The following is a 21,102-nucleotide window of genomic DNA, read 5'->3' as shown; positions in this document are numbered from 1 at the left end:
ACGAAACCTTCACAGCCGCGCCTAGGAACGTGACCCCGCTGGAATCTAGTCTTCCCGCGACATGGACTACTGCCACCCGTGCCGACGGCACCTCAACGGCGCCCTGGCCTGCCCCGGCTGCGGCGCCCCCGCGCCCTCCGCCGTCGCGCCCGCGGACGTGAGCGTCGCCCCGGCTCCGGTGGGGGCGGCCCCCGATCCGTACGGGACGGCACCCCAGGGCTATGCCGGTGCGGCACCTCAGGGGTACGCCGGTGCGGCGCCCCAGGGTCACGCCGGTGCGCCCGGCCCGACGCCCCAGGCCGCCCCGGGGTACGCCACCCCTGCGGCACCCCTCCACCCGGAGCCCCACGCCGAACCGGCCGCGCAGGTCCGAGTCCCCCGCCAGGCCGACCGCCGCGCCGATCCCGCCGCCCGGGAGTCGCACGCCCCGCGGGGCGAGACCGGACTCGACGGCGCGGTCCCCGGAGACACCGAGCCCTACGCCCCCGCCCCGGACGGCACCCACCCCGAGTCCGGCCCCGACCACGTCCCCGACGAAGACCCCGGCACGGAACCCGACCCGGACTTCGACGACGACGATCCCGACGCGGACCCCGGCTCCGACCTCAGCCGCCGCGACCGCAAGGCCGCCGCGCACCGGCGTCGCCGTCGCCGCACCCTCCTGATCGTCACGGGGTTCGTGCTGGCGGCGGGCGCGCTGAGCCTCGCCGAGCTGGGCACCGACGCTCCGTTCTCCATAGACCGCCCCGCCGCCTCCGGTGACGCCACCCCGGACGGCGGCGCGGGCTCGGCCAGGCCGGACCCGACCGCCGCGACCCCGCAGGGCGCCAAGGGCGCCGGGTCCGGCCACGCGCCGGCCTCCGCCTCCCCCGACGCCTCGCCCTCCACGTCCGCGTCCAAGACGCCCAAGCACAAGGCGTCCCAGTCCGCCGAGGCCCCGGCCGAGGCCACGCACGCCGCCCCCACCGCCCCGGCCGCCGAGGCCCCGGCCCCCGCCGACACCACCCCGGCGCGCCCGACGGCCACCCAGACCCACGGCGGCCAGGCGCCCGACCCCACCCCGACGACCCCGCAGCCGTCCAAGTCCTGCGACCGCTTCCTGTGGTGGTGCACCTGACGCCGACGGGCCGGTCTCCCCTTTCCCGCGCACCCGGCTGTTGAGCCGGGGCGGACCGGTCACGCCCGTGTGCCGGCGGGGAGCCGGCGTGGACCACGCCGCGTACTCGGGCCCGGCGCCTTGGTTCCTCCGTCCCGGGAGTCGCGGGCACGGTGATCGGCCACGGCACGCGCCTCCCGCTTCCGCAGGCATTCGCCACCCCGTACCACCCCCGTGCCATCGGCCATCCGGGGTATCGGAGACACCAACCGGGGTCCGGGGCGGTTGAGTCGGAGAGGTACATCTCGCCGTACACGAACCAGTGGAGCGCCCCGCACGGGGAGAGGGCGTCGGCAGCGGCTCAGTGGAGGAGAACGGATGAGTCAGGAGATCACCGTCCAGGGCACGGTCGCCGAGGGCTTCGAGGCGGTACGCGAGGAGTTCGCCGCCTTCGTCTCCGGTGAACGCGCGGATTACGAGGGCCAGTTGTGCGCGTATGTGCACGGCAGGCAGGTCGTCGACCTGTGGGCGGGCGACGGCGTCGACGGCAACACGCTGTACGGCGTCTACTCGTCCACCAAGGGCGCCGCCCATCTCGTCGTGGCCCTGCTGGTGCAGGACGGCACCCTGGAGCTGGACCGCAAGGTCACCTACTACTGGCCGGAGTTCGGCGTCGAGGGCAAGGGCGCGCTCACCCTGCGCGATCTGCTGGCCCACCGCGCCGGACTGATCGGCACGGACACCGGGTTCAGCCCGGCGGAGCTGGCCGACGACCGGGCGCTGGCGGAACGCCTGGCCGACCAGCGCCCGTTCTGGCGCCCCGGCACCGCATTCGGCTACCACGCGGTGGTGATCGGCGCCCTCACCGGCGAGGTCGCCCGGCGCGCGACGGGCCGCACCCTCCAGGAGCTGTACGAGGAGCGGGTCCGCGTCCCCTACGGCCTGGACTTCTACCTGGGCCTGCCCGCCTCCCGCGAGCCCCGCTTCCGCAGCACCCAGCCGATGGTGCTCACCCCCGTCCAGCAGGCGGAGTACGACGCCCAGCCCTCGGGACCGCACACCCTGGAGGCCATCGCCTACAACCAGCACGCCGCCGAGCCCACCGACATCGAGTCCGTGCCCAACGACCGCAACCTGCGCGCCAGGGGTCCCGCCTCCGTGGGCGGAGTCGCCTCGGCGCGTGGTCTGGCCGGGATGTACGCGGCGATGATCAGCGAGGTGGACGAGAAGGCGCCGCTGCTGAAGGCCGACACGGTCGCGGAGTTCGGGCAGCCGCACTCGGTGGGCTACGACCTGGTCGGCCGCGTCCACAAGACGTTCGGTCTCGGCTTCCAGATCACCGCCGACACCCACTACCCCTTCCTCGGCGCGGGCACCGTCGGCCACGGCGGAGCCGCCGGCTCCCAGGCCTTCGCTGACCCGCGCAGTGGCCTCGCCTACGGCTACACCCGCCGCCGCTTCGCCTACCCCGGCGGCGCGGCCCCGGAGAACGACCGCCTGGTGGCGGCGGTGCACCGGGCGGCGCTGGGACGCTGAGAGCCGTGAGGACCGTACGCCGGAGGCCGCACCCCCCGTCCAGGGGTGCGGCCTCCGGCGCGTACCGGTCCAGGGCCACAGGCCCAGGGCTCAGAGCTTGACGACCATCTTGCCGATGTTGTCGCCGCGCAGCAGGCCGAGGAACGCCGACACCGCGTTGTCGATGCCGTCCACGACCGTCTCGCTGTACTTCAGCTCGCCCGAGGCGACCCAGGGGCCGACCTCGCGGACGAACTCGGGCTGGAGGTCGTAGTGGTCGCCCACCAGGAAGCCCTCCATGCGGCCCCGGGTCTGGATCAGCCGGGCGAGGTTGTTCGGTCCGGGGGCGGGCTCGGTGTTGTTGTAGACCGAGATCATGCCGCAGATGGCGATCCGGCCGTGCAGCCGGAGCGAGCCGAGCGCGGCCTGGAGGTGGTCGCCGCCGACGTTGTCGAAGTAGACGTCGATGCCGTCGGGCGCTGCCGCGCGGAGCTGCTCGTCCACCGGGCCGTCCTTGTAGTTGAACGCGGCGTCGAAGCCGTACTCGTCCACCAGGAGCCGCACCTTCTCGTCGGACCCGGCCGAGCCGATGACCCGGGAGGCGCCCTTCAGCCGGGCGATCTGCCCGACCTCGCTGCCCACGGCACCGGCGGCGCCCGAGACGAAGACGGTGTCGCCCTCCTTGAAGGAGGCCACGCGCAGCAGACCGGCGTACGCGGTCAGGCCGGTCATGCCGAGGACGCCGAGGTAGGCGGAGAGCGGCGCGGCCTGCGGGTCGACCTTGGCGGCGCTCTTGGGGTCCACGACCGCGTACTCGCGCCAGCCGAGGAAGTGCAGCAGGTGGTCCCCGACCTCGACGCCCTCGGCGTTGGAGGCGACGACCACGCCGACGGCGCCGCCCTGCATGGGCTCACCGAGGGCGAAGGGCTCGGCGTAGGACTTGGCGGCACTCATCCGGCCCCGCATATAGGGGTCCACCGAGAGGTACTCGTTGCGTACCAGGACCTGGCCCTCGCCGGGCACCGGCATGGGGACCTCGACGAGCGCGAAGTCCTCGGGCTTGGGCCAGCCGACCGGACGGCTGAGCAGATGCCACTCGCGGCTCACGGCGGGCAGGGCGGGGGAGTCGGACATGAGGGGCTGACCTTCTTCCAGAATGCTTCAGTACCTGAAATAACCATGCGCCTTGATATTTCATGCTGTCAAGTAACGCGGTATCCTGGGGCGCATGTCCCCCTCGTCCGCGTCATCCGCCCAGGAGCGGCGCCGTGCCGCCGACCCCCTCACCATGGAGGTCGTCGAACTGATCGGTGACGTCGTGGCCCGCTTCCACGCGGACTACGACGAAGCGGCGGCCGCCCACGCCCTCACCGGCCCGCAGGCCCGCCTGCTCAGCCTGCTCGCGCTGGAGCCGCTGCCGATGCGGCGCCTGGCCCAGCGGCTCAAGTGCGAGCCGTCGAACGTCACCGGCATCGTGGACCGCCTGGAGTCGCGCGGCCTGGTCGAGCGCCGCCCCGACAGCGGCGACCGCCGGGTCAAGCTCGCCGCCGCCACCGAGGAGGGGCTGAGCGTCGCCCGCGACCTGCGCGAGGGCCTGCGCTTCGCCCGCGAACCGCTCGCCGGGCTCTCGGACGAGGAGCGGGGCTCCCTGCGGGATCTGCTGCGCCGGATGCTCGCGTCCTGAACCGGGCGTGGCCCCGCCGCCCCGGTTGGGTAAAGTCCTCGCCATGCGCGATCTCGGGGTGGGGTTCCGTCATCTGCTGCGCGGCCAGCGCTGGGTGACCCGGAACGGCGGACGGTACGGCTTCGGGCTGCTGCCCGGCCTGATCACCCTCGTTCTCTACACGGCCGCGCTCGTCGCGCTCGCCCTGTGGGGGTACGACGGTGTCACCTGGGCGACCCCGTTCGCCGACGACTGGTCCAGCCCCTGGCAGGAGCTGTTCCGGGACGTCCTCGCCGTCGCCCTCTTCGCCCTCGCGCTGCTCCTCGCGGTCCTGACCTTCACCGCGGTCACCCTGCTCGTCGGGCAACCCTTCTACGAGAGCCTCTCCGAGCGGTGCGACGAGGACGTCTCGCCCGACGGCACGGCGCCCCGCTCCGAGCTGCCGCTGTGGCGCGAGCTGTGGATCTCGGCCCGTGACAGCCTGCGGGTCCTGGTGCGGGCCGGTGTGTGGGGCGTGCTGCTCTTCGCGCTCGGCTTCCTGCCCGTGGTCGGCCAGACGGTGGTCCCGGTCGTCGGGTTCTTCGTGACCGGGTTCTTCCTCACCGAGGAACTGGCCGCCGTCGCCCTCCAGCGCCGGGGCCTCGACCTGCGCGCCCGCCTCGCCCTGCTGCGCTCCCGCAAGAGCCTGGTCTGGGGCTTCGGCGTCCCGCTCGGGCTCGCCTTCCTGGTGCCGGTCGTCGCCGTCTTCCTGATGCCCGGCGCGGTCGCGGGCGCCACCCTCCTGGCCCGCGACCTCCTCGGCGAGGAGACGGCCGAGGACCGCCCGGAACCCGAGCAGCCCGAGGCGGACCGCCCGGTCACCGCCTGAGCGGTCCACGGTGAAGTCGTGCGGGTGTGTGAAAGGTTCGTACGGAACCGCCCCCGCACCCCCTCCGGGCGGCCCCCGGACCGCCCCCGCCCGTTACCGTCGGAGGCGGGACACGTTCCCTCGACGAGCCAGCCCCGGTCCGGAACCTGACGGCTGGACCGGGGCTCGTCGCAGCGCGGCGGCGTGCGTCCCTCAGAGGATCTCTTCGTCGGACTTGCGGGCGTGCTCGGGCGTCGGCGCGTCGATCCGCCCCGGACGCCCCTGAACGGCGGGGTCGCCCGCGTCCACCACGCCCACCGGCACCCCGTTCTCCATGACGACGGCCTGCCGCACGGAGTGCTCGCGCATCCGCCGGGTGACGACGTCGAGACCGTCCTCGACGTCCACGACCACGAGGTCCTCCGTGACCGCCTCGCCCAGGGTCAGCCGCTCGGCGTCGGCGCCGTCCGCGAGTACCCCGCTGAGCAGGTCGTGGTCGCTGACCAGCCCGACCGGGTTCCCGTCCGAGACGACGACCACGATGTCGATCCCGCCGTCCCGCATCGTCCGGGCCACCGATGTCACCGATTCACCGCTGTCGGCCGTCGTGGGGTTCCCCGTCATGACCTCGCGCACAGTGTTGTCCATCTCCGGCCCCTCTCACAGACGCGTACGACGTTGTCCGCCACCCCGGGTACCCCGTCGGGCGCCGACGATCCCCCGCGGTCCCGTGCCGGGTGGCGGAGGACCGGCGTGGCCTAACGCGCCGAGAAGCCGTACACCGTCTCCGAGCGGTACACCTCGCCCGGGTCCAGCCGGGTCGTCGGGAAGTCCGGGCGGTTGGGGGAGTCGGGGAAGTGCTGGGTCTCCAGGGCGACGCCCTCGCCGGGGGCGAAGGGGGCGCCCAGGTGGTCGGCGGTGTAGAGCTGGAGGCCGGGCTCGGTCGTGGACACGGTGAGCGTGCGGCCCGAGGAGGGCTCGTGCAGCTCGGCCACCTCCTCGGGGGCCGCCGTGACGCCCTTGTCCAGCACGAAGTTGTGGTCGTAGCCGGAGCCCGTCTTGCGGGCGGCGCGGAAGTCGAAACGGGTGCCCGTCACGTCCAGCGGGGCGCCCTCGGGGATCAGGCCGGCGTCCACGGGGGTGTACCGCGAGGCGGCGAGCCGCAGCTCGTGGCCGCCCGCGTGACCCGCGCCCGGACCGCCCAGGTTCCAGTACGAGTGATTGGTGAGGTTCACGATCGTCGGCGCGTCGGTCACCGCCTCGTAGGCGATCCGCAGCGCGCCCGACGCGTCCAGCGTGTAGGTGGCCGTCACCTCGAGGCGCCCCGGGAAGCCCTCCTCGTCGTGCGGGCTGACCCGGCTCAGACGCACGCCGTGCTCGACCGGCTCCACGTCCCACACCCGCCGGTCGAATCCCTCCTCGCCGCCGTGCAGCGAGTTCGGGCCGTTGTTCCGCGCCAGCGCGTACGTCCGCCCGTCGAGCGGGAAGCGGCCGCCCGCGATCCGGTTCGCGTACCGCCCGACCAGGGCGCCCAGATACGGCCCCCGGTGCGTCAGGTAGTCCGCCAGGGACGGGAATCCGAGGACCACGTCCGCCGGGCGCCCCTCCCGGTCCGGGATCTCGACGGACTGCACGATCCCGCCGTACGACAGCACGCGCACCCGCGTCCCACCGCGCTCCAGCGTCCAGCGGTGCACCTCGGCTCCGTCGGAAAGTGTGCCGAAAAGTTCGCCCATGTGGGAAACCTTAGGTCAAGGTCGCTCCGCCGTGACCGTGCGGTACGCGATCTCCGCGAGCCTGGCCTGACCGCTGCGGCTCGGGTGGAACCAGTCCCAGCGGCTGAGCTGGCCGGTGCCGAAGCGGTAGTCGAAGACCGCGTTGCCGTCGAACCGGCAGCGCGGGTCGGTCGCGCACACGTCCTTCAGCGCCGAGTTGTAGTCCTCCACCCGCTGCTGGACCTTCTCGCGCCGCCGCGTGGCCGCCGCCGTCAGGTCGTCGGCCGCGCCCAGCATCGAGGGGCAGATGCCGAGCTTCCACACCTGCTTGCCGAGCGGGTCGGTGCGCCCCTTCGACCACAGCCGCCGGAGATTGGGCACGCTCGCGACGTACACCTGCGCCCTGGGCAGCGTGGTCCGCAGCGTGCGCAGGGACTCGGCGAAGTCCGCGCGGAACTCCTTCACCGGGGTCATCGCGGACACCGAGGCACGGCAGGCGTCGTTCGCCCCCACCATCACGGTCACCAACTCGGGCGCGCGCGTGGCCGCTCGGGCCATCTGGGCGGGCAGGTCGGCCATCCGGGCGCCGGTCACCGCGTAGTTCCAGCTCTGCGCGGCCGCCTTCCCGGGCCCGAGCAGGCGCACCGCCAGGCTGTCCACCGAGGCGTCGCTGCCGGTCGCCCAGGACACCTCCGGACAGTCGGAGAACACCGCGCACGCGTCGAAACCCCGGGTGATGGAATCCCCGACGGCGGCGATCGAGTCCGGGCTGCGGTTCCACACCGGCGCGGGCCTCGCGGGCGCCCGGGACACGCCCGTACCCGCGTGATCACCCCGGATGGAGTCACATCCCGCCGCCAGCACGGCAGCCGTCAGCACCGCGACGACGGCCCGTACCCGGTGGCCTCGCTTCCGCATCCTGGCTGGTCCCCTCGCTCGTCGGTGCAGCTCCGGCTGGTGCTCCCCCTCAGGACAACGTGCCGGAGTTCCCGCCCGGTCACCCCGGGAACGGCACACCCCCGTACAAGCGTCCCCCTGGGTGAATGGCGACGGTTTCCTGGCACCGGGACCGACGGTACGTCACACTCCTTGCACCGCCGCACGGTAGCCTCGCCATCAACGCGGCCGTCGCCCCACTGCCGCCAGCCAGTCCGCAAGATGTCCCGCTCAGCCCGGAGGTTCCGGTGACGACACGTGGAGTTCTGTACGTGCACTCCGCGCCGCGCGCGCTGTGCCCGCACGTCGAGTGGGCCGTCGCCGGGGTGCTCGGCACGCGCGTCAACCTCGACTGGATCCGGCAGCCCGCCGCCCCCGGCACCTGGCGCTCCGAGTTCTCCTGGAAGGCCGAGGCCGGCACCGCCTCCAAGCTCGCCTCGGCGCTGCGCGGCTGGCAGATGCTCCGCTTCGAGGTCACCGCCGAGCCCAGCGCCACCGCCGAGGGCGAGCGCTACAGCTGCACCCCTGACCTCGGCATCTTCCACGCCGTCACCGGCATCCACGGCGACATCCTCATCCCCGAGGACCGCCTGCGCGCGGCCCTGCTGCGCAGCAAGCACGGCGAGACCGACCTGGAGTCCGAACTCGCCAAGCTCCTCGGCAAGCCCTGGGACGACGAACTGGAACCCTTCCGCTACGCGGGCGAGGGCGCCCCGGTCCGCTGGCTGCACCAGGTGGTCTGAACCGGCCGGGTGGCGGGAACGTCACGATCCGCGGCGATCGGCATATCCAAAAAACAACACGTTTTTTACCGGGACTTGATCACAAGTGGATCACGTTGACCGGAGGCCGCTTCCACGCGATCTTCACAGCGGGTGAAGCTGGGCTCGCCTCAGGGCACGCCCGCACCGAGCCGGTGCGGGACTTCCCCCGGTCAGAGAGCCCGCACCCATGCCTATCGGCTTCCACGCGGCCGTGTTCGGCTACCGCCGCCGCAGCCCGGTCCTCCAGGACTTCACCTTCGCCTTCCCGCCGGGCCGGACCGTGTTCCTCGGTCCCAACGGCGCGGGCAAGTCGACGGTCCTGTCCCTGGCCGCCTCGGTCCTGCTCCCGCGCTCCGGCACCGTCACCCACGACGGGCTGCGCACCGACCGGCGCGGCGACCTGGCCGCCTACCGCCGCCGTATCGCCTGGCTGCCCCAGCGGATCGAGTCGGTCCCCCGCCTCACCGCCCGCGAACAGGTCGCCTACGTCGGCTGGTTGAAGGGCATGAACCGCCGCGACGCCTGGGACGCCTCCCTCGGCGCTCTCCAGCGGGTCGAACTGGCCGACTTCGCGGGCCGCAAGGTCCACCAGCTCTCCGGCGGGCAGCAACGCCGCGTCGGCATCGCGCAGTCACTGGTGCACGCGGCCGAAGTCCTCCTGCTGGACGAGCCGACCGCCGGGATGGACCCCCGGCAGCGCCGCGTCTTCCACGAGATCCTCGGCGGCCTCGACCAGCACGTCCTGCTCTCCACCCACGACGTCGCCGACCTGGAGGACACCTACGACCACGTCGTCGTCCTCGACGGCGGCACCGTCCGCTTCGCCGGTCCGGTACGCGAGTTCCACACCCTGGCGCCGCCCGGCACCCCGCCCGCCCGCCTCGCGGAGGCCGCCTACTACGCCACCGTCCGGGAAGAGGTGTCATGCGCCTGACGACAGCGCTGCGCACCAGCGGCGTGGTCTGGGCCGCGCCCCTGGTCCTCGCCTGGGTGTGGCTGGTCAGCAGTCACGAGGCCGCGAACGAACCGGCCTACTGGGCGGGCAACACCGCCCTCGTCGGCCACACCCTCCCCTTCTACGCCCCCGCCTGCGCGGCGTTCGCGGCCTGGGAGGCCGGGCGGCTGCGACGGGCGGGCGTCCGGCGGCTCGCACCGGTGCGCGGCCGCTACGCCGTCGCGGCCGGGGCGCTGTGGCCCGTCGCCCTCCTCGGCGCGGCGGCGATCGCGGTGTGCCTGCTGACCGTGCGCCTGGCGACCGGCGCGGCGCACGACTGGCCGCACCCGGGCGTGCTGGCCATGGCGGGCTACCTCGTCCTCGTCCACACCGTCCTGGGCTACGGGCTCGGCACGCTGCTGCCGCGCGTCCTGGCCACCCCGCTGATCCTCGTCGTCGACTATCTGTGCCTCGTCATGCCCGTCACGGTCGTGCACCCGATGTGGCTGCGGGAACTCACCGGCTGGCTCGACGCCCCCTCCGGCGACCTCACCACCACCGTGAACCCGGTGGCGCTCGCCGTACCGGCGGTGCTCGCCACGGGCGTGCTGGCCACCGTCCTGGTCAGTGCCGAGATCGCCCGCCGGCGGCGTCCCCGTGCCGTACGCGCCGCGGCCGCGGTCGCCGCCTCCCTGGTCTGTCTGAGCGCCTTCACGGTCGCGGCCGCGCTGCCCGTGCGCGACTGGAAGGGCGACCCGCCGCCGCAGGCCCGTACCGACGCACCCGTGTGCAGGGGCGAGGCTCCGAGGATCTGCGTCCCCGTGGAGGCGGCCGACCGCCTGGAGCCGCTGTCCGCCGCCGCGAAGGACGTCGTGCCGCGCCTCGTCGCGGCGGGGCTGGAGCGGCCGGAGGAACTCGCGTTCGTCTCCGAGGCGGTCCCCCTCGGCCCGCGGACCTGGCGGCTGTCCCTCTACGCGGACATGGGCGACGCGGATCTGCGGGCGAGTGTCGCGGCGTCCGCGCTTCCCCCGCTCCCGCCGTGCCCCACCACGTCCGACGTACGGACCGGCCACGCGGGCACGCTCGCTGCCTGGCTCATGGCCACCGCGGGCCTGGGAGCCGACGAGATCCGGAGCCAGCACGGCCACAAGCTCGCCGCCGACCCGCAGGTGATGCCCGTGGTGAAGCGGGAGACGAAGCTGTCCGCCGACCGGCAACTGGCCTGGTTCACCCGCAACGTCACGCTGCTCCGGCGCTGCGCGCCCGCCCCGGAGACCCTGCCCGCCGGTGCCGGGAAGGGGGCGTGATCCGATGCGTCTGTGGCTGACGGCACGACAGTTCCCCTACCTCGCACTGGCCCTCGTGGCCTGTGCCGCGCTGACCGCCGCCGCCGGTGACACGGCGGTCGCGCTGCCCTCGCTCGGCAGTTCCGCCGCCCGTCCGCTGGTGCTCTTCGCCCCGCTCCTCGTCTGCACGGGGCTGGTCCACTGCCTGGGCAGCGCACTGCCGGGCGCGGAGGCGTCGGGCAGCCGGCCCGTCGCCCGCTTCGACCAGGCGCTGATCGTGGCCACCGTCCTGCTCACCATCGTCGTGGCGTACGCCGTCGCGGTGTTCCTCGACGCCCCGACCGCGCACACCGTCGGGCGCAACACCGCCTTCCTGACCGGGCTGATGCTCTGTGCGCGCCGACTGGCGGGCCCTCAGCCGGCGGCCGTCGCGCCCGTCGCGTGGGTCATCACGGTGATGCTCATCGGCAACGCCGGGGCCAACGGGCAGCCGTATCCCTGGACGGTGGTCCTCATGCCCCCGGACCACCTGCCCGCCGCCCTCGCCGCCACCGCGACGCTGGCCCTCGGTGTCCTCGCCGCACCGGCCGGCCCACTGCTGCGCGACGCGGGCTGATCCGGGGCGGGGTCGCCCGACACACGACGACGGCCCGGTCTTCCGCCGAGCGGAGACCGGGCCGTGGAAGCGTCACGGCGACTCAGATCGTCCTGAACGCCAGGACCACGTTGTGGCCGCCGAAGCCGAACGAGTCGTTCAGCACGGCGATGCGGCCCTCGGGGAGGGCGCGCGGCTCGCCGACGACGACGTCCGCGTTGACCTCGGGGTCCAGCTCGGTGACGTTGATGGTCGGCGGGGCCGTGCGGTTGACCAGGGCCAGGATCGAGGCGACGGTCTCGATGCCGCCCGCGCCGCCCAGGAGGTGACCGGTCATCGACTTGGTGGCGGAGATCGCCATGTGGTCGACGTCGTCCCCGAACACCTTGCGCAGGGCCTTGACCTCGGCCACGTCGCCCTGCGGCGTCGAAGTGGCGTGCGCGTTGACGTGCACGATCTCCGACGGCTTCAGGTCGGTCGAGTCCAGCAGGTTCTGGAGCGCGTGCGCGATGCCGTTGCCCGAGGGCTCCGGCTGCGTGATGTGGTGCGCGTCGGCGGAGATGCCCTGGCCGACCGCCTCGACGTAGATCCGGGCACCGCGCGCCTTGGCGTGCTCCTCGGACTCCAGCACGATCACACCGGCGCCCTCGCCGAGCACGAAGCCGTCACGGGCCGCGTCGTAGGGGCGCGAGGCGCCCTCGGGGTCGTCGTTGTTCTTGGACATCGCCATCATGTTGCCGAAGGCCACGATGGGAAGCGGGTGGATGGCGGCCTCGGTGCCACCGGCCACGACCACGTCCGCACGCCCGGTGCGGATCATCTCGATCGCGTACCCGATGGCCTCCGCGCCCGAGGCGCAGGCCGACACGGGGGTGTGCACACCGGCGCGCGCGCCCAGCTCGATACCGACGTTGGCCGCCGGGGAGTTGGGCATCAGCATCGGCACGGTGTGCGGGGAGACGCGGCGTACGCCCTTCTCCTTGAGCACGTCGTACTGGTCGAGCAGGGTCGTCACACCGCCGATGCCGGAGGCGATGACCGCGCCGAGCCGGTCGGGGTTGACGGCCTGGTCCTCGCCCGCCTTGGCGGTGAAACCGGCGTCCTGCCACGCCTCCTTGGCCGCGATCAGCGCGAACTGCGCCGAGCGGTCCAGCTTGCGGGCCTGCGGGCGGGGGATGACCTCGCCGGGCTCGACCGCGATACGCGCGGCGATCTTGACCGGCAGCTCCTCCGCCCAGTCCTCCTGAAGGCGGCCGACGCCGGACCGGCCGGCGAGCAGGGCCTCCCAGGTGGAGGGCACGTCGCCACCCAGCGGTGTGGTTGCGCCGATACCGGTGACGACCACGGTGCGATTGGTCGGGCTCACGGGAATTCTTTCTCCAACGATGCGGGAATCTACGGCGCCACCGCCGGGTGGCGGGGCCTTGTGGTCCCGGGCCGTGCGGCCGCGAGACCTACGAGTCTCAGGCCTGGTGCTTGAGGATGTAGTCGGTGGCGTCACCGACGGTCTTGAGGTTCTTGACGTCCTCGTCCGGGATCTTCACGTCGAAGCGCTCCTCGGCGGCGACGACGACCTCGACCATGGACAGGGAGTCGACGTCGAGGTCGTCCGTGAAGGACTTGTCGAGCTGGACGTCCTCGGTGGGGATGCCGGCGATCTCGTTCACGATCTCGGCAAGGCCCGCGACGATCTCTTCCTGGGTGGCGGCCATGTCAGGCGCTCCTTCTTCGGTGTTCAGACAGTAAGTGGCATTGTCCCCGTATCGGACCGCTGGTCCGGCACGGAGTGCCTAGGGGAGGGTAACGACCGTGGCGGCGTAGACGAGACCCGCCCCGAATCCGATGACGAGCGCCGTGTCGCCGCTCTTGGCCTCGCCGGTCGCCAGAAGCCGCTCCATCGCGAGCGGGATCGACGCGGCCGAGGTGTTGCCGGTGGTGCGGATGTCACGGGCGACCGTGACGTGCTCCGGCAGCTTGAGAGTCTTCACCATCGAGTCGATGATCCGCACATTGGCCTGGTGCGGGATGAAGACGTCCAGGTCGTCCGAGGTGATCCCGGCCGCGTCCAGCGCCTGCTGGGCGACCTTCGCCATCTCGAACACGGCCCAGCGGAAGACCGCCTGGCCCTCCTGCGTGATCGCGGGGAACTTGACGTTCCCCTCGCTGTCCAGGGGGAGTTCGGCGACGTCGCCGATCGCGAACCGGTCCCACGGGACGGTCTGCTTGATGGTGCCGGCCTTGTCGCCCTCCGAGCCCCACACCGTGGGGCCGATGGCGGGCTCCTCGGACGGACCGACCACGACCGCGCCCGCGCCGTCGCCGAACAGGAAGGCCGTCGCGCGGTCCTCCAGGTCGGTCAGGTCGCTCAGCCGCTCCACGCCGATGACGAGCACGTACTCGGCGGAACCTTCCACCACCATGCCCTTGGCGAGGGTCAGGCCGTAGCCGAAGCCCGCGCAGCCGGCCGAGATGTCGAAGGCGGCGGCCTTGTCGGTGCCCAGCTTGTGCGCGATCTCGGTGGCCACGGCCGGGGTCTGGCTGAAGTGCGAGACCGTGGAGACCACCACGGCGCCGATCCGGTCGGCGTCGATGCCCGAGTCGGCGATGGCCTTGCCCGCCGCCTCGATCGACATCGCGGCGACCGTCTCCTCGGGGCCCGCCCAGTGCCGGGTCTCGATGCCGGAGCGGGAGCGGATCCACTCGTCGGAGGAGTCGATCTTCTCCAGGATCACCTCGTTGGGCACCACCCGGGTCGGCCGGTAACCGCCGACCCCGAGGATGCGCGCGTACGGGGCGCCCTTGCTGGGCCTGATCTTCGCCATTGCCATGGGCTCCTTCTCAGACGCCCGCCGCGTCGGCGGCAGGAGTCACGGTCTCGGCGATGAGCGCGCGCGCCGCGTCGAGGTCTTCGGGGGTCTTCAGCGCCAGCGTCCGCACGCCCGGCAGGGCACGCTTGGCCAGGCCGGTCAGGGTGCCGCCCGGGCACACCTCGATCAGCGCGGTGACGCCGAGCGCCTTGAAGGTCTCCATGCACAGGTCCCAGCGGACCGGGTTGGCGACCTGGCCGACCAGCCGCTGGAGCACCTCGGTGCCCGTCGCGACAATCTGCCCGTCCTTGTTGGAGACGTAGGGGAACGCCGGGTCGGCGGGCGTCAGGGAGGCTGCGGCCTCGGCCAGCTTCTCCACCGCGGGCGCCATGTGGCGGGTGTGGAACGCGCCGGCCACCTTCAGCGGGACGACCTTGCGGACGCCCTCGGGCTTGTCCTCGTTCAGCGCGGCCAGCTGCTCCAGCGTGCCCGCGGCGACGATCTGACCGGCGCCGTTGATGTTGGCCGGGGTCAGACCCAGCTTCTCCAGGTGGGCGACGGAGACCTCCGGGTCGCCGCCGAGCAGCGCCGACATGCCGGTCTCGGTGATCGCGGCGGCCTCGGCCATGGCCAGACCCCGCTGCCGCACCAGGCGCAGCGCCTCGGTGTCGTCCAGGACGCCGGTGATCGCGGCGGCGGTGATCTCGCCCACGCTGTGGCCCGCGACCGCGCCGGGCGCGATCGACGCGATGTCACCCAGTGCCGCGGTGGACAGGATTCCGGCGGCGACCAGCAGCGGCTGCGCCACCGAGGTGTCGCGGATCGCGTCCGCGTCGGCCTCGGTGCCGTAGTGGACCAGGTCCAGACCGATGGCGTCCGACCACGCGGCGACGCGGTCGGCGGCACCGGGCAGTTCGAGCCAGGGGGTCAGGAAGCCGGGCGTCTGGGCGCCCTGGCCGGGAGCGACGAGTACGAGCACCTTCACACTCTCTCTTGGGGACGGCCTGGGCCGCCCGTGAGGACAGGGACGAAGAACACGAAGGGCTTTTGTGGAGCCCTGACAAAAAGCTAGAGCTGGGCGTCTCCATCGGTCAGCCGCCCCAGGATCAGGGCGATCCGCAGCGTGAACGCGGATCGTACATCGGAAGGTGACCAACCGGTGACGTCAGTCACACGTCGGAGCCGGTAGCGGACGGTGTTCGGGTGAACGAAGAGCATCCGTGCCGCGCCCTCCAGGCTGCTCGCCTGCTCCAGGTAGACACTCAGGGTCTCCAGGAGCGCCGAGCCGGCCTCCTCCAGCGGTCTGTAGATCTCCTCCACCAGCTGCTCCCGGGCGCCCGGATCGCCCGCGATGGCGCGCTCGGGCAGCAGGTCGTCGGCCAGCACCGGGCGGGGGGCGTCCTGCCAGGCGGAACACGCCTTGAGTCCCGCCGCGGCCGCCTGCGCGGAGCGGGTCGCGGCCTGGAGGTCGGACACCACGGGCCCCGCGACCACCGGACCCGCCGCGAACGGGCCGATCAGCGACTTGGCCACGGCGAGCGGGTAGGCGCTGCCGCCCGCGATCACCACGAGGCGGTCGCCGAGGACCCCGGTGAGCACCTGGAGCTTGGCGTGCCGGGCGGCCCGGCGGATCGCCTCCACGGTCAGCTCGCTGTCGCCCTCGGGCGCGGTGCCGAGCACCACGCACACATGCTCGGGGGAGTTCCAGCCGAGCGCGGCGGCCCGGCTGACGGCGCCCTCGTCGGCCTCGCCGCTGAGCACCGCGTTCACCACCAGCGACTCCAGGCGCGCGTCCCAGGCACCGCGTGCCTCGGCGGCCTGGGCGTAGACCTGGGCGGTGGCGAAGGCGATCTCCCTGGCGTACACCAGCAGCGCCTCGCGCAGCACACGCTCGTCGCCGGGCGCGGCCACCTCGTCGATGGCGCTCTCCATGACCTCGATGGTGGTGCGCACCATCTCCACGGTCTGGCGCAGCGTGATCGCCCGGGTCAGCTCGCGCGGCGCGGTGCCGAACACGTCGGTCGAGATGGCCTGGGGCGCGTCCGGGTGCCGGAACCACTCGGTGAAGGCGGCGATGCCCGCCTGGGCCACGAGCCCGATCCAGGAGCGGTTCTCCGGTGGCATCGCCCGGTACCACGGCAGGGTGTCGTCCATGCGCGCGATGGCCTGCGCGGCGAGATTCCCGGAGGACTTCTCCAGCCGCTTCAGGGTCGCGGAGTGCGGGTGGGCGGCATGACGTGCGGGATCGCTGCTGTGGGATTCGGGTTCGGGCACGGGGACAAGAGTGCCTTATCCGGCGGGGGCCGTGCGTCGCCGGGTCCCGCCGAGCGCCCGGGGCCGGGGCCGGGGGCGCTCGGCGGGGGACTACCGTGGGGCCCGTGATCGAGGTGCGGCATGCGGACGAACGGCATCACGGAGGCGACCCGGAGGCCGGGATCGACTCCCGGCACGCCTTCTCCTTCGGTCCGCACTACGACCCGGACAACCTGCGCTTCGGCGCGCTGATCGCCTGCAACGAGGAACGCCTCGCCCCAGGCGCCGGATTCGCCGAACACCCGCACAGCCACACGGAGATCGTCACGTGGGTGGCCGAGGGGGAGCTGACCCACCGCGACTCCACGGGCCGCGCCAGTGTGATCCGCCCCGGCGACGTCCAGCACCTGAGCGCGGCGGCGGGCGTACGGCACTCCGAGCGCAACGAGGGCACGGAACCGCTGGTCTTCGTCCAGATGTGGCTGGCTCCGCTCGATTCCGGCGGGGAGCCGTCGTACGAGATCGTCCGGGACCTGGCCGAGCCGTACGCGGTGCCCGGCGCGGGCGCGAGTCTGCGGGTGCTGCGTCCGGCGGCGGGGGAGCGGACGGCGCTTCCCGACGCCCCCCTCCTCTACCTCCATGTCGTACGCGGCGAGGTACGGCTCGCGGACGGCACCGGCGGCACCCTCGGTCCCGGCGACTCGGCGCGGATCACCGACGCCCGGGGCCCGGAGCTGGCCGGGGTGACGGAGGCCGAGGTCCTGCTGTGGTCGATGGAGTCCTAGGGCCTGTCTGACCATTCCCGTCGTCGCCCGGAGCGCGGCAGACGGGAATGGTCAGACAGGCCCTAGGGGGCGTCTCCCTCTGGCGGGACACGCCCCCTGGCCCCGCTCAGCGCCGGAACTCCGCCAGCACCGCGTCCGTGAGGACCGGCCACGCCTCGACGGCCCACGGCCCGAAGGCCCGGTCGGTCAGGGCGACCGCGGCCAGCCCCGCGTCCGGGTCGATCCACAGGAAGGTGCCGGACTGGCCGAAGTGGCCGAAGGTGCGGGGCGAGGACGAACTGCCCGTCCAGTGCGGGGACTTGCCGTCCCGGATCTCGAAACCGAGGCCCCAGTCGTTCGGGTTCTGGTGGCCGTAGCCCGGCAGCACGCCCTTGGTGCCCGGGTACTGCACGGTCATCGCCTCGGCGACCGTGCGCGGGTCGAGCAGCCGGGGCGCCTGGACCTCGGCGGCGAAGCGCAGCAGGTCCTCGACCGTGGAGACACCGTCCTTCGCGGGAGAGCCCTCCAGCGAGGTCGCGGTCATGCCCAGCGGTGCGAGCACCGCCTGGCGCAGATACTCCGCGAAGGGCATCTCGGCCGCCTTGGCGATGTGGTCCCCCAGCTGCTCGAAACCGGCGTTGGAGTACAGCCGCCGGTCCCCGGGCGCGGCCAGACTGCGGTGCTCGTCGAAGGCGAGGCCCGAGGTGTGCGCGAGGAGATGACGGACGGTGGAACCGGACGGACCGGCGGGCTCGTCCAGCTCGATCGCCCCCTCCTCGTACGCGACGAGCGCCGCGTAGGCGGCCAGCGGCTTGGTCACCGAGGCCAGCGGGAAGCGGTGCCCGGCCGGGCCGTGGGTGCCGAGGACCGTCCCGTCGGCGCGTACGATGCCCGCGGCGGCGGTGGGAACGGGCCAGTTCTCGATCAGTGCCAAGCTCTGCGACGACATGCCATGGAGCCTATGCGGGCCGCAGGATCAGCTCCATGAAGGGGTCCGGCTTCGGCCGGAAGCCCAGCGACTCGTACAGCGGCAGGGCCTCGGCGGAGGCGGTCAGCTGGATCTTGCCCGCGCCCCGCTCGCGGAACCACTCCAGCAGCCCGTCCGTCACACAGGCGCGGGCGTACCCCCGGCGGCGGGCGCCGGGATCGGTGGCCACGCTGAAGACGAAGCCGACCGCGCCGGTGGGGTTGGTGGCGCTGCCGATCCGGTACTCCACCGTCCCGGCGGCGAGCGCGGCCAGCGCACCCGGCCGCTCCGGATGGTCCACCACGAAGGCGGCGAAGGGTCCCGCCGGATCGGCCAGCCGCTCGCGCAGCGTGGGCAGCGACTCCTCGTGCCACGACCCGGCGGCCGGATGCGGGGAGACGGCGTCGATCATCACCTGGCGCAGGCGCAGCACTTCCCGCGCGTCCTCGGGCCGGGCCCGTCGTACGAGACTCATGGCACCGCACGTTAATCACCGACTCCCGCCGCCGTCCCGGTATTTGTGGCCGGGCGCGCTTGCCTGGAGTGCGCTCGAAGGTCATAGCGTGGGGGCATGACGGTGATGCAGACCATGCAAGCGGCCACCGAGGAAGTCACCACCCCCGACATCTGCGCCCCCGCCCCGCGAGGGCGCCATCCCCGGCCCGACGGCCAGGACCGCTACACGATCAGCGAGGTCGTCGCCTTCACGGGACTGACCGCGCACACCCTGCGCTGGTACGAGCGGATCGGCCTGATGCCGCACGTCGACCGGTCGCACACCGGCCAGCGCCGCTACCGCAACCCCGACCTGGACTGGCTGGACCTCGTCACCAAGCTGCGCCTGACCGGGATGCCGGTGGCCGACATGGTGCGCTACGCGGAACTGGTCCGCGAGGGGGAGGGCACCTACCCGCAGCGCAAGGCCCTCCTTGAGGACACCCGCAGGGACGTGCTGGCCCGGATCGCCGAACTGCGCGACACGCTCGCCGTGCTTGACTTCAAGATCAGCGTTTACACGACGGAGGGAACCAACCGATGAGCGACGCCAGGATCGCGTCCGTACGCCTCGGCACCGACGGACCGGAGGTCGGTGTCCAGGGCCTGGGCTGCATGGGCATGAGCTTCGCCTACGGGCCGGTGGACACCGACGCCTCGCGGGCCACGCTCGACCGCGCCCTGGAGCTGGGGGTCACGCTGTTCGACACGGCGGACGCCTACGGTGCCGGGGACAACGAGCGCTTCCTCGCCCCCTTCTTCCACGCCCACCGCGACGAGGTGGTCATCGCCACCAAGTTCGCCCTCTCGATCCCGGCGGACGACCCGTCCAAGCGCGTCATCCGCAACGACGCCCCCTACATCCGCCAGGCCGTCGAGGCGAGCCTCAAGCGGCTCGGCGTCGACGAGATCGACCTCTATTACATGCACCGCCGCGATGTGAACGTGCCGCTCGAGGAGAGCGTCGGCACCATGGCCGAGCTGGTGCGCGAGGGCAAGGTCAAGCACCTGGGCCTGAGCGAGGTGACGGCCGACGAGCTGCGCACCGCGCACGCCATCCACCCCATCGCCGCCGTGCAGTCGGAGTGGTCGCTGTTCAGCCGGGACATCGAGGCGCACGTGGTGCCCGCCGCCCGTGAGCTCGGCGTGGGCCTGGTGGCGTACTCCCCGCTCGGCCGGGGTTTCCTGACCGGTGCCTTCACCGACGCCGCCAAGGATCTGTCCACCGACGACTTCCGCCGCACCCACCCCCGCTTCACCGGTGACAACGCCGCCGCCAACGCGGCCCTGCTGGAGCCGGTGCGCACGGTCGCCGAGGCGCACGGCGTCTCCCTCGGCCAGGTCGCCCTCGCCTGGGTCCAGCAGCAGGCTGCCGTCTGGGGCCTGCCGGTCGTCCCGATCCCGGGCACCCGCAAGCCGAGCCGGGTCACCGAGAACGTGGCCGCCGCGCACCTCGTGCTGAGCGACGAGGAGCTGGCCCTGCTCGCGCCGATCGCCGGCCAGGTGGCAGGCAACCGGTACGCGGACATGTCGTTCAGCTCGGCGGGTCGCGAGTAGGACGCCCCAGGGCCCGCCTGGCGGAGCGTCACAGCTCCGCCAGCAGCTCGGCCTTCTTCGCCGCGAACTCCTCGTCGGTCACCAGCCCGGCCTGGTGCAGCTCCCCGAGATGCCGGATGCGTTCGGCGATGTCGGCGGGGTCGCGCCGGGCGGGGTCCGCCGCGCGGGCGGCGGCGGTCACGGCGGGCACCGGCGCGGTGCCGCGCTCCCGGATCGCCGCGAGCACGGCCGCCGCGAAGGGCAGCGACTCGTGCACCGGCCCGTATCCCAGCCCGAAGACGACCGCCGCCGGGTCCTGGTCGGCCTGCGCGGGCGCCGCCCCGGCGCTCTCCGGCCGCAGCAGCCGCAAGTGCCCCTCGAAGACCTCCGGCGAGCGCCACTCGACGCCGGTCAGCTCGGACACCGCGAACTTCTGGTCCCCCGCCTTCCACTTGGCCGAGGACGCGCCGGTCCACGACCAGCGGAACCGTACGCTCGTGCCGTCGAAGGACGCCTTGCCGTCGTACGCCTTGAACTGGAGCGGCGGCTCGGGCGCGGCCACCAGGTACCCGTCGGTGGGACCGGATTCGGTCAGCAGCACCTTCAGCTCGTCCGCGTAGTACTCGGCCAGCGTCTCCCGCTCGGCGGGCAGCACCAGCCGGTACGGATCGGCGCCCTCGGGCAACTGGCCCGCGGCCGCCTCCATCAGCGGGTCGGCGCCCGTGCGCGGCTGGAGCTGCAGCGCGACCGTGCCCCGTCTGCCCCGCGTCAGCGTCACGCCCTCCAGGGCGGCCAGCGGGACCCGCCGCTCGCCCAGGGCCTGAAACAGTTTCGGTGTCCGTATCCCCCGTTCGTAACGGATGAGCACGGAGTCGGACTCGAACTCCCAGACGGCATGAAAACCCGCCAGTACGTCACCCATGCGGCTC

At 73.0% G+C, this 21,102-nt stretch carries 23 protein-coding genes; 11 read left to right on the top strand and 12 right to left on the bottom strand.

Annotated features, from left to right (window positions below; genetic code table 11):
• Positions 1-61 precede the first annotated feature (61 nt).
• Entirely contained in the window at positions 62-1,117 is a 1,056-nt protein-coding gene (locus tag ACWEEU_RS12280; protein ID WP_451731343.1) for an SCO2400 family protein, read from the top strand.
• Positions 1,118-1,474: 357 nt separating this feature from the next.
• Complete coding sequence (locus tag ACWEEU_RS12275) at positions 1,475-2,632, top strand: serine hydrolase domain-containing protein (RefSeq protein WP_451731340.1); 1,158 nt, start codon at positions 1,475-1,477, stop codon at positions 2,630-2,632.
• Positions 2,633-2,722: 90 nt separating this feature from the next.
• Here ACWEEU_RS12275 and ACWEEU_RS12270 read toward each other — a convergent pair whose 3' ends face one another.
• On the bottom strand, positions 2,723-3,745 hold the full coding sequence (locus ACWEEU_RS12270) for an NADP-dependent oxidoreductase (RefSeq protein ID WP_385744756.1): 1,023 nt from the start codon (positions 3,743-3,745) through the stop codon (positions 2,723-2,725).
• 94 nt (positions 3,746-3,839) lie between these two features.
• On the opposite strand from ACWEEU_RS12270, the gene ACWEEU_RS12265 reads away from it, so the two are divergent.
• Positions 3,840-4,295 carry a MarR family winged helix-turn-helix transcriptional regulator gene (locus ACWEEU_RS12265; RefSeq protein WP_385744759.1) on the top strand — a complete coding sequence of 152 codons (456 nt, stop codon included), beginning with the start codon at positions 3,840-3,842 and terminating at the stop codon, positions 4,293-4,295.
• A 43-nt stretch (positions 4,296-4,338) separates the two neighbouring features.
• Entirely contained in the window at positions 4,339-5,142 is an 804-nt protein-coding gene (locus ACWEEU_RS12260; RefSeq protein ID WP_385744761.1) for an EI24 domain-containing protein, read from the top strand.
• A 192-nt stretch (positions 5,143-5,334) separates the two neighbouring features.
• Here ACWEEU_RS12260 and ACWEEU_RS12255 read toward each other — a convergent pair whose 3' ends face one another.
• The 3 genes from ACWEEU_RS12255 to ACWEEU_RS12245 form a co-directional block, all read right to left on the bottom strand.
• The gene (locus tag ACWEEU_RS12255; protein WP_451731336.1) at positions 5,335-5,769 is read right to left on the bottom strand and encodes a CBS domain-containing protein; all 435 of its coding nucleotides are present in this window, start codon (positions 5,767-5,769) and stop codon (positions 5,335-5,337) included.
• Positions 5,770-5,879: 110 nt separating this feature from the next.
• Positions 5,880-6,857: an aldose epimerase family protein gene (locus ACWEEU_RS12250; protein WP_451731333.1), complete on the bottom strand. Its 978-nt coding sequence runs from the start codon at positions 6,855-6,857 to the stop codon at positions 5,880-5,882.
• Between the two features lie 15 nt (positions 6,858-6,872).
• Positions 6,873-7,754 carry an SGNH/GDSL hydrolase family protein gene (locus ACWEEU_RS12245; protein WP_385744767.1) on the bottom strand — a complete coding sequence of 294 codons (882 nt, stop codon included), beginning with the start codon at positions 7,752-7,754 and terminating at the stop codon, positions 6,873-6,875.
• A gap of 266 nt (positions 7,755-8,020) precedes the next feature.
• On the opposite strand from ACWEEU_RS12245, the gene ACWEEU_RS12240 reads away from it, so the two are divergent.
• The 4 genes from ACWEEU_RS12240 (at position 8,021) to ACWEEU_RS12225 (ending at position 11,372) form a co-directional block, all read left to right on the top strand.
• Positions 8,021-8,515, top strand: a complete 495-nt coding sequence (locus ACWEEU_RS12240) for a DUF3145 domain-containing protein (protein WP_199583661.1) — start codon at positions 8,021-8,023, stop codon at positions 8,513-8,515.
• A 208-nt stretch (positions 8,516-8,723) separates the two neighbouring features.
• On the top strand, positions 8,724-9,470 hold the full coding sequence (locus tag ACWEEU_RS12235; RefSeq protein ID WP_385744769.1) for an ABC transporter ATP-binding protein: 747 nt from the start codon (positions 8,724-8,726) through the stop codon (positions 9,468-9,470).
• Positions 9,461-10,777 carry a DUF7224 domain-containing protein gene (locus ACWEEU_RS12230; protein ID WP_451731328.1) on the top strand — a complete coding sequence of 439 codons (1,317 nt, stop codon included), beginning with the start codon at positions 9,461-9,463 and terminating at the stop codon, positions 10,775-10,777. The genes ACWEEU_RS12235 and ACWEEU_RS12230 overlap by 10 nt, the downstream gene beginning before the upstream one ends.
• A gap of 4 nt (positions 10,778-10,781) precedes the next feature.
• The gene (locus ACWEEU_RS12225; protein WP_385744773.1) at positions 10,782-11,372 is read left to right on the top strand and encodes a hypothetical protein; all 591 of its coding nucleotides are present in this window, start codon (positions 10,782-10,784) and stop codon (positions 11,370-11,372) included.
• An 82-nt stretch (positions 11,373-11,454) separates the two neighbouring features.
• Here ACWEEU_RS12225 and fabF read toward each other — a convergent pair whose 3' ends face one another.
• The 5 genes from fabF to ACWEEU_RS12200 form a co-directional block, all read right to left on the bottom strand.
• A complete protein-coding gene (fabF, locus tag ACWEEU_RS12220) occupies positions 11,455-12,717 on the bottom strand; it encodes a beta-ketoacyl-ACP synthase II (RefSeq protein WP_385744775.1) in 1,263 nt (420 codons plus the stop codon).
• Between the two features lie 97 nt (positions 12,718-12,814).
• A complete protein-coding gene (locus ACWEEU_RS12215; RefSeq protein ID WP_018545314.1) occupies positions 12,815-13,063 on the bottom strand; it encodes an acyl carrier protein in 249 nt (82 codons plus the stop codon).
• Positions 13,064-13,141: 78 nt separating this feature from the next.
• A complete protein-coding gene (locus tag ACWEEU_RS12210) occupies positions 13,142-14,173 on the bottom strand; it encodes a ketoacyl-ACP synthase III (protein WP_385744777.1) in 1,032 nt (343 codons plus the stop codon).
• 16 nt (positions 14,174-14,189) lie between these two features.
• Positions 14,190-15,137: an ACP S-malonyltransferase gene (locus ACWEEU_RS12205; protein WP_451731323.1), complete on the bottom strand. Its 948-nt coding sequence runs from the start codon at positions 15,135-15,137 to the stop codon at positions 14,190-14,192.
• Between the two features lie 89 nt (positions 15,138-15,226).
• Positions 15,227-16,432: a PucR family transcriptional regulator gene (locus ACWEEU_RS12200; RefSeq protein WP_385744781.1), complete on the bottom strand. Its 1,206-nt coding sequence runs from the start codon at positions 16,430-16,432 to the stop codon at positions 15,227-15,229.
• 104 nt (positions 16,433-16,536) lie between these two features.
• On the opposite strand from ACWEEU_RS12200, the gene ACWEEU_RS12195 reads away from it, so the two are divergent.
• A complete protein-coding gene (locus ACWEEU_RS12195; RefSeq protein WP_451731320.1) occupies positions 16,537-17,196 on the top strand; it encodes a pirin family protein in 660 nt (219 codons plus the stop codon).
• Positions 17,197-17,302: 106 nt separating this feature from the next.
• Here the strand turns inward: ACWEEU_RS12195 and ACWEEU_RS12190 are convergent, their stop codons facing one another.
• Both ACWEEU_RS12190 and ACWEEU_RS12185 read right to left on the bottom strand, forming a co-directional pair.
• Entirely contained in the window at positions 17,303-18,124 is an 822-nt protein-coding gene (locus ACWEEU_RS12190) for a serine hydrolase domain-containing protein (protein ID WP_451731317.1), read from the bottom strand.
• Positions 18,125-18,134: 10 nt separating this feature from the next.
• Positions 18,135-18,617, bottom strand: coding sequence for a GNAT family N-acetyltransferase (locus ACWEEU_RS12185; RefSeq protein ID WP_451731314.1), 483 nt, complete (start codon positions 18,615-18,617; stop codon positions 18,135-18,137).
• Positions 18,618-18,713: 96 nt separating this feature from the next.
• On the opposite strand from ACWEEU_RS12185, the gene ACWEEU_RS12180 reads away from it, so the two are divergent.
• Positions 18,714-19,181, top strand: a complete 468-nt coding sequence (locus tag ACWEEU_RS12180; RefSeq protein ID WP_451731311.1) for a MerR family transcriptional regulator — start codon at positions 18,714-18,716, stop codon at positions 19,179-19,181.
• On the top strand, positions 19,178-20,194 hold the full coding sequence (locus ACWEEU_RS12175) for an aldo/keto reductase (protein WP_385743792.1): 1,017 nt from the start codon (positions 19,178-19,180) through the stop codon (positions 20,192-20,194). The genes ACWEEU_RS12180 and ACWEEU_RS12175 overlap by 4 nt, the downstream gene beginning before the upstream one ends.
• 28 nt (positions 20,195-20,222) lie before the next feature.
• On the opposite strand, the gene ACWEEU_RS12170 is transcribed toward ACWEEU_RS12175, so the two are convergent.
• Positions 20,223-21,095: a DUF4429 domain-containing protein gene (locus ACWEEU_RS12170; protein WP_385743794.1), complete on the bottom strand. Its 873-nt coding sequence runs from the start codon at positions 21,093-21,095 to the stop codon at positions 20,223-20,225.
• Between the last annotated feature and the right edge of the window lie 7 nt (positions 21,096-21,102).

Source organism: Streptomyces sp. NPDC005004 (assembly GCF_053600675.1).
Note: the sequence above shows the minus strand (reverse complement) of the source record. Positions and strands in the feature narration are given on the sequence as shown.

Coding starts and splice junctions, on each gene's coding strand:
- ACWEEU_RS12230 (WP_451731328.1), top strand. CDS start 9,461: ATGCGCCTGACGACAGCGCTGCGCACCAGCGGCGTGGTCTGGGCCGCG.
- ACWEEU_RS12260 (WP_385744761.1), top strand. CDS start 4,339: ATGCGCGATCTCGGGGTGGGGTTCCGTCATCTGCTGCGCGGCCAGCGC.
- ACWEEU_RS12170 (WP_385743794.1), bottom strand. CDS start 21,095: ATGGGTGACGTACTGGCGGGTTTTCATGCCGTCTGGGAGTTCGAGTCC.
- ACWEEU_RS12210 (WP_385744777.1), bottom strand. CDS start 14,173: ATGGCGAAGATCAGGCCCAGCAAGGGCGCCCCGTACGCGCGCATCCTC.
- ACWEEU_RS12280 (WP_451731343.1), top strand. CDS start 62: ATGGACTACTGCCACCCGTGCCGACGGCACCTCAACGGCGCCCTGGCC.
- ACWEEU_RS12185 (WP_451731314.1), bottom strand. CDS start 18,617: ATGAGTCTCGTACGACGGGCCCGGCCCGAGGACGCGCGGGAAGTGCTG.
- ACWEEU_RS12265 (WP_385744759.1), top strand. CDS start 3,840: ATGTCCCCCTCGTCCGCGTCATCCGCCCAGGAGCGGCGCCGTGCCGCC.
- ACWEEU_RS12180 (WP_451731311.1), top strand. CDS start 18,714: ATGACGGTGATGCAGACCATGCAAGCGGCCACCGAGGAAGTCACCACC.
- ACWEEU_RS12235 (WP_385744769.1), top strand. CDS start 8,724: ATGCCTATCGGCTTCCACGCGGCCGTGTTCGGCTACCGCCGCCGCAGC.
- ACWEEU_RS12270 (WP_385744756.1), bottom strand. CDS start 3,745: ATGTCCGACTCCCCCGCCCTGCCCGCCGTGAGCCGCGAGTGGCATCTG.
- ACWEEU_RS12255 (WP_451731336.1), bottom strand. CDS start 5,769: ATGGACAACACTGTGCGCGAGGTCATGACGGGGAACCCCACGACGGCC.
- ACWEEU_RS12250 (WP_451731333.1), bottom strand. CDS start 6,857: ATGGGCGAACTTTTCGGCACACTTTCCGACGGAGCCGAGGTGCACCGC.
- ACWEEU_RS12175 (WP_385743792.1), top strand. CDS start 19,178: ATGAGCGACGCCAGGATCGCGTCCGTACGCCTCGGCACCGACGGACCG.
- ACWEEU_RS12215 (WP_018545314.1), bottom strand. CDS start 13,063: ATGGCCGCCACCCAGGAAGAGATCGTCGCGGGCCTTGCCGAGATCGTG.
- ACWEEU_RS12225 (WP_385744773.1), top strand. CDS start 10,782: ATGCGTCTGTGGCTGACGGCACGACAGTTCCCCTACCTCGCACTGGCC.
- ACWEEU_RS12190 (WP_451731317.1), bottom strand. CDS start 18,124: ATGTCGTCGCAGAGCTTGGCACTGATCGAGAACTGGCCCGTTCCCACC.
- ACWEEU_RS12275 (WP_451731340.1), top strand. CDS start 1,475: ATGAGTCAGGAGATCACCGTCCAGGGCACGGTCGCCGAGGGCTTCGAG.
- ACWEEU_RS12245 (WP_385744767.1), bottom strand. CDS start 7,754: ATGCGGAAGCGAGGCCACCGGGTACGGGCCGTCGTCGCGGTGCTGACG.